At 61.2% G+C, this 6,395-nt stretch carries 7 protein-coding genes; 6 read left to right on the top strand and 1 reads right to left on the bottom strand.

Translation table 11 applies throughout. The features are described 5' to 3' along the window. Both ACU0FH_RS10630 and ACU0FH_RS10625 read left to right on the top strand, forming a co-directional pair. On the top strand, positions 1-1,092 hold a 1,092-nt coding region (locus ACU0FH_RS10630; RefSeq protein WP_446194577.1), incomplete at its 5' end, for an S-(hydroxymethyl)glutathione dehydrogenase/class III alcohol dehydrogenase. 354 nt (positions 1,093-1,446) lie between these two features. Beyond that, a complete protein-coding gene (locus tag ACU0FH_RS10625) occupies positions 1,447-2,178 on the top strand; it encodes an NYN domain-containing protein (RefSeq protein ID WP_238371931.1) in 732 nt (243 codons plus the stop codon). Positions 2,179-2,250: 72 nt separating this feature from the next. Here the strand turns inward: ACU0FH_RS10625 and ACU0FH_RS10620 are convergent, their stop codons facing one another. After that, on the bottom strand, positions 2,251-2,871 hold the full coding sequence (locus tag ACU0FH_RS10620; protein ID WP_446194576.1) for a TetR/AcrR family transcriptional regulator: 621 nt from the start codon (positions 2,869-2,871) through the stop codon (positions 2,251-2,253). Between the two features lie 133 nt (positions 2,872-3,004). Between ACU0FH_RS10620 and mbfA the strand changes: the two genes are divergently transcribed. From mbfA to ACU0FH_RS10600, 4 genes are all read left to right on the top strand, one after another. Continuing rightward, complete coding sequence (gene mbfA, locus ACU0FH_RS10615; protein ID WP_238371933.1) at positions 3,005-3,979, top strand: iron exporter MbfA; 975 nt, start codon at positions 3,005-3,007, stop codon at positions 3,977-3,979. A gap of 82 nt (positions 3,980-4,061) precedes the next feature. Further along, positions 4,062-4,988: an AEC family transporter gene (locus ACU0FH_RS10610; RefSeq protein WP_446194575.1), complete on the top strand. Its 927-nt coding sequence runs from the start codon at positions 4,062-4,064 to the stop codon at positions 4,986-4,988. 101 nt (positions 4,989-5,089) lie between these two features. After that, a complete protein-coding gene (gene fghA, locus ACU0FH_RS10605) occupies positions 5,090-5,920 on the top strand; it encodes an S-formylglutathione hydrolase (protein WP_446194574.1) in 831 nt (276 codons plus the stop codon). Between the two features lie 5 nt (positions 5,921-5,925). Beyond that, positions 5,926-6,381, top strand: a complete 456-nt coding sequence (locus tag ACU0FH_RS10600; protein ID WP_446194573.1) for a YaiI/YqxD family protein — start codon at positions 5,926-5,928, stop codon at positions 6,379-6,381. Positions 6,382-6,395: the final 14 nt, after the last annotated feature.

The following is a 6,395-nucleotide window of genomic DNA, read 5'->3' as shown; positions in this document are numbered from 1 at the left end:
GCCGTTGAAGCCGGCAAACCGCTTGAAATCATGGAGGTGAATCTCGAAGGTCCGAAGGCGGGCGAGGTTCTGGTCGAGATCAAGGCCACCGGCATCTGCCATACCGACGAATTCACCCTTTCGGGCGCCGATCCCGAAGGTCTGTTCCCGGCGATCCTCGGCCATGAGGGCGCGGGCGTGGTGCTCGAAGTCGGCCCCGGCGTCACCAGCCTCAAGCCCGGCGACCACGTGATCCCGCTCTACACCGCCGAATGCCGCGAGTGCGAATACTGCCTCAACCCGAAAACCAACCTCTGCCAGAAGGTCCGCGCGACCCAAGGGCAGGGCCTGATGCCCGACGGCACCAGCCGGTTTTCCATGCTCGATGGCACGCCGATCCTGCATTACATGGGCTGCTCGACCTTCGCCAATCACACGGTCTTGCCCGAGGTCAGCCTTGCCAAGATCAACCCCGACGCGCCTTTCGACAAGGTCTGCTATATCGGCTGCGGCGTCACCACCGGCATCGGCGCGGTGATCTTTACCGCCAAGGTGGAAATCGGCTCGCGCGCGGTGGTCTTTGGCCTCGGCGGCATCGGTCTGAACGTGATCCAGGGCCTGCGGCTGGCCGGGGCCGACCAGATCGTCGGCGTCGATCTGAACCCCTCGAAAAAGGAAATGGCCGAGCGCTTTGGCATGACCGATTTCGTGAACCCCAAGGAGGTCGAAGGCGATCTCGTCGCGCATCTGGTCGAGCTGACCAAGGGCGGTGCGGATTACACCTTTGACGCGACCGGCAACGTGGGCGTGATGCGCACGGCGCTGGAATGCGCGCACAAGGGCTGGGGTGAATCGATCATCATCGGCGTGGCGCCCGCGGGTGCCGAGATCTCGACCCGCCCGTTCCAGCTGGTCACCGGCCGGTCCTGGCGCGGCACCGCCTTTGGCGGCGCGCGCGGCCGCACCGACGTACCCAAGATTGTCGACTGGTACATGGACGGCAAGATCGAGATCGACCCGATGATCACCCACAAGCTCAAGCTCGAGGACATCAACAAAGGCTTTGACCTCATGCACGAAGGCAAGTCCATCAGGGCCGTGGTGGAATTCTGATCGCAAAGGTCTGAAGAGATAGGCACCGGCCACGCGGGCCGGTGCCTTGCACAAGAGCGCCCGCTACCGGGTGTGTAGGCGACCCCTTCAATATCTTTTCACCAATTTAACAACCCGGGCGTTTGCTTGTGACCCTGATTGATGGCGCGCTTTTGACGGCCATCCGTGGTCGGGAGCATTGTCATCAGCGTGTGAAAACACGCGTGTTACCGTTGTATTTCGAACCGGACGCGAAGATCGCCGTGCCAAGGCCATCATTGGAATGCGGTGGAATCCGGGCTATGTCAGCCGGGTAACGGCAAGCCGCGCAAAAGGCGGGCTCAAGTCCCGACTGGACGAGAAGGAAACACCACCATGCCCGACGCCAACCGCAAACTGCTTGCCGTGCTGATCGACGCCGACAATATCTCGGCCAAGTTCGCCGAGGCCATGTTCGAAGAAATCGCTTCGCTGGGAGAGGCCAGCATCCGCCGGATCTATGGCGATTTCGCCGGGGGCGGGCCGCAGGGCTGGAGCAAGGACAAACTGGCAACGCTTGCCATCGTGCCGCATCAACAATTCGCTAATACCACCGGCAAGAATGCGAGCGACATCGCGCTGGTGATCGACGCGATGGATATCCTGCATTCTGGCCGGTTCGACGGGTTCGTCCTGATCTCCTCGGACAGCGATTTCACCCGGCTCGCCAGTCGCATCCGGGAACAGGGGCTGGATGTCTATGGCATGGGCATGCGAAAAACACCCGCCGCGTTCGTGAAGGCCTGCAAACGATTCATTTATGTAGAAAATCTCGTCAACGATCCGATAAAATCCAAACCCCGACCCGAAAAGGCCAATGACGACAGCGAGGCGCCCGCCGAACTGGAAGATCCCTCCAAACTGGTGATCCGCGCGATGGACGCCATCGATCAGGAAGAAGAGTGGTTTTCCCTTGGCCAGATCGGCCAGTACATTACCGCCTCGAACCCGGATTTCGACACCCGCAGCTATGGCAAGAAAAAGCTCAGCGATCTGGTCAAGGAAATGAAACGCTTCGAAACCCGGCGCGGCGAAGGCAACCAGCTTGTGGTGCGCCGTATCGACTGAGCGCCTGCCGGCGCATATTTGTCATACAGGAGGTGTACAGGTGCTGTACGGGTTGTGCACAGCGATTTCCGGTTATTTCGCCCCGTAGCGCGCCATGAAGGTTTCCACCGCGTTATCGATCACATAGTCGATCTCGGCCTCGGTAAAGACCTCTTGAATACCAAATGCGGCCCGCAGCCAGAGCCGCGTCTTGCACAACTCCTGAAACTGCTCGGCGGCAAGTTCGATGTCCTCAATCCGTAATTCGCCGCGCGTCACGGCGTCACTCAGGTATTCGGCGAGCCGGGCCTTTCCCATCTGCGGCCCGTTGGCATAAAAGGACTGCCCCAATTCCGGAAACCTGTCGCGCTCGGCCACGCAGATCCGAAAAATGCGCTGCGCGAAATCCGACAATAGAAATCGCACGATGTGACCGGCAGCAACGGTCAGGATCTGCCGTGGCGGTGCGCATTCCGAGATCAGCTCGATGGCCCGGTCCGCCATGCGGTCACATTGCGCCCGCACCACCTCGACAAAAAGCAACCGCTTGTCCGGGAAATAGCTGTAAAGCGTTGCTTTCGAAACCCCCGCCGCCTTGGCGATCTCATCCACACTGGCGCCTTCGAATCCTTGGGCCATAAAGATCTCGCGCGCGCCCTCAAGGACCTGTTCGAATTTTCGACCGGTGCGAACGATATCGGCGGAATGGGTCATGGCGGGCTTTCGGCGTGGGGAATATGCAAGTGTAAACTGATTGGTTCACTTCCAACAACTCCTGTCGTTCGCAGCTTGCAATTCCTTTCGAACGAGCCATATTTAGAACCATTCTAATTCACTGGGTAACAAGATGCGATTCCTGACGCAACGCAAGAGATTCAAGGACTTGACCGAACAGGAAATCATCGCGCTTGCGATTTCCTCGGAAGAAGACGACGCCCGCATCTATCGTGGCTACGCCGAGTCGCTGCGCGCCGATTATCCGGCGAGCGCGGCTGTTTTTGACGGCATGGCCGCTGAAGAAGACAATCATCGCGCCCGCCTGCTGGACCTGCACCAGAGCCGTTTCGGACCGACCGTGCCCCTGATCCGCCGTGAACACGTGGCCGGGTACTACAACCGGCGACCGGTCTGGCTGGTCGAGAACCTCGGGATCGACCGTATCCGTGCCGAGGCCGATGCCATGGAACACGAAGCCGAGCAGTTCTACCTCAATGCCATGCGCCATGTGAGCGACGCCAGCACCCGCAAGCTGCTGGGCGATCTCGCCGCCGCCGAAGCCGGCCATCAGACCATCGCCGCCGATCTGGCCGAGGAGCACCTCAACGGCGACGCGCGGTCCGAGGAAGATGCCACCGCCCACCGACAGTTCCTGTTGACCTGGGTTCAGCCGGGTCTCGCCGGACTGATGGACGGCTCGGTGTCGACCCTCGCCCCGATCTTTGCCACCGCCTTTGCCACCCAGGATCCCTGGACCACTTTCCTAGTCGGCGTGGCGGCGTCGGTTGGGGCAGGCATTTCCATGGGTTTCACAGAAGCAGCCTCGGACGATGGTGAACTGTCCGGGCGCGGCTCTCCAATGAAACGCGGCATTGCCTCGGGCATCATGACGACGGTCGGCGGGCTTGGCCATGCCCTGCCCTACCTGATCCCGCATTTCTGGACGGCCACCCTGATCGCCTTTGCCGTGGTCTTTGTCGAACTCTGGGCCATCGCCTGGATCCAGAACCGGTACATGGAAACCCCCTTCTTCCGGGCGGCCTTTCAGGTGGTGCTTGGCGGGGCTCTGGTGCTGGCTGCCGGAATCCTGATCGGCAGCGGGTAGAATTCTCCTCCCGCTCCAGCCTCAGGCGTCGCGCCACGCATGACCGCTTGCAGCACGCGGGCCATGCCGCTAAGCCGTCTTCATGGTTGAAATATTCCTGCGTACCCTGCCGTTCTTCGCAATCATCGGCCTTGGCTTCTGGGCGGCGCGTATCCAGTTTTTCAGCGCCGAAGCGACCGCCTATATCACCCGCTTCGTCTTCTACTTCGCACTCTCCGCGATGCTCTTCCGTTTTGCCGCCAATCTCGATTTCGCCGAGGTCTTCGACGGCCGCCTGATCGCGGGCTATCTCTTTGGCTGCGCGGTGGTTTACGCCATCGCGACCACCGTTGCCCTGCTGCGAAGGGTCGACGTCCAGACCGCCGCCATCGAGGCGCAATGTGCCGTGATCGGCAACACGGGCTTTCTGGGCCTGCCCATGTTCGTGATGCTCTTCGGCGAGGAAGCCATCGGCCCATTGGTGCTGGTTCTCGCAACCGACTTGATCGTGTTTTCCAGCCTGATCGTCATCATCATCCACAGCGCACGTGATCGCCGGATGAGCCCTGCCATCCTCAAGACGATTGGCATGGGACTGCTGCGCAACCCTATGATCCTGTCGATCTCGGCAGGTCTGATCTGGTCCGCGCTCAAGATGCCGATCCCGCTGCCTTTCAACGATTTTCTGAACATCCTCGGCGGCGCCGCTACTCCCGGCGCGCTCTTCGCCATCGGCGCCTCGCTGGCCGGAAAATCAGCCGAGCGTATCCGGATCGCCGCATGGCTCACTTGCTGCAAGCTTGTGCTGCACCCGCTCTTCGTCGGCATCGGCGTCCTGCTGCTGTTTCCCATCGACAGGTTCTCGGCAACGACGGTCATCTCGGCTGCGGCCCTGCCGGTCGCCGGCAATGTCTTCATGCTCGCCCAGCACTATGGAATCGCCCCGCAAAGGGTATCCGCAGCAATCCTTTTCTCCACCGCCCTCAGCATCCTCAGCGTACCGCTGGTCATTTCGTGGGTACAAGGCTGATCTTCTTTGGGTTTTAAAATATCCCCGCCGGAGGCTCCCGCCCTTTACCCCCGCGCCAAGGCCAGCTAGCGATGCGGTGACGTCCAATCAGGAGAAGACAAATGGAAACAGTTTCGGAAAATACCTGTTTCGGAGGCGTTCAGGGCGTCTACACCCATCGCTCGACCAGTTGCGCCTGCGACATGACCTTCGGCCTATTCCTCCCCGAAGAAGCGCGGGACGGCCCCGTGCCGCTGCTCTGGTACCTCTCCGGGCTGACCTGCACCCATGAAAACGCCATGACCAAGGCCGGTGCTCAGGCTTGGGCGGCGGAACAGGGTATCGGTCTGGTCTTTCCCGACACCTCGCCACGGGGCGATGACGTGGCAGATGACGAAGCCTACGATCTGGGCAAGGGCGCCGGTTTCTACGTGAACGCCACGCGTGACCCCTGGGCGCCGCATTACCGGATGTGGGACTATATCGCGGAAGAACTGCCGACCCTGCTCGAGCGGAACTTTTCCATCGACCCCGAGCGTCAGTCCATCACCGGCCATTCCATGGGCGGGCACGGGGCGTTGACCCTCGCGATGACCTATCCGGATCGCTACAAATCCGTCTCCGCCTTTGCCCCGATCTCGAACCCCACGGGCGCCGACTGGGGGCGCAAGCAGCTCTCGGCCTACCTGGGTGACGACGAGGCCGCATGGGAAGCGCATGACGCCTCCCTGCTGATGGCGGAAAAAGGCTTTGACGGCCCGGTTCTCATCGATCAGGGCGCGAATGACCAGTTCATCGACCTGCTACGTCCCGAAACCCTTGCCGCTGCAGCAGCCAAGCGACGCCAGCAGATCATCCTGCGCCTGCAGCCGGGGTATGATCACAGCTACTTTTTCGTGTCCACCTTTATGGAAGACCACGTGACCTTTCACGCCAACGCGCTCTGGGCCTGATCACGATGAGCGCGCTCTACATCGATGCGGATGCCTGCCCGGTCAAGGCAGAGGCGGAACGTGTAGCGACGCGCCATCGGCTGAAAATGTTCGTGGTTTCCAACGGCGGGCTGCGCCCTTCGCAGAACCCGTTGGTGGAAAACGTCATCGTCGCCAGCGGCGCGGATGAGGCCGACAAATGGATTGCCGAGCGCTGCGGCAAGGGTGACGTGGTTGTGACCGGAGATATTCCGCTGGCGGCCAAATGCGTCGCAGCGGGCGCCCGGGTGCTGCGCCATAATGGTGAAGCCTTCACCGAGGCAAATATCGGTCAGCAACTGGCGATGCGCGATCTGATGGCGGATATGCGGGCCGCGAACCCACTGGGTGCGGGCGGCAGCGGGAAAGGCTTTACAAAGGCCGACCGCTCCCGTTTTCTGGATGCGCTCGAACGCGAAGTCCGGGCAGCCGGCCGCTTCTGACGCGGCCAATTTTT

The sequence above is a fragment of the Heliomarina sp. genome, from assembly GCF_052826185.1.
This window is presented reverse-complemented; position numbering and strand designations above follow the sequence as displayed.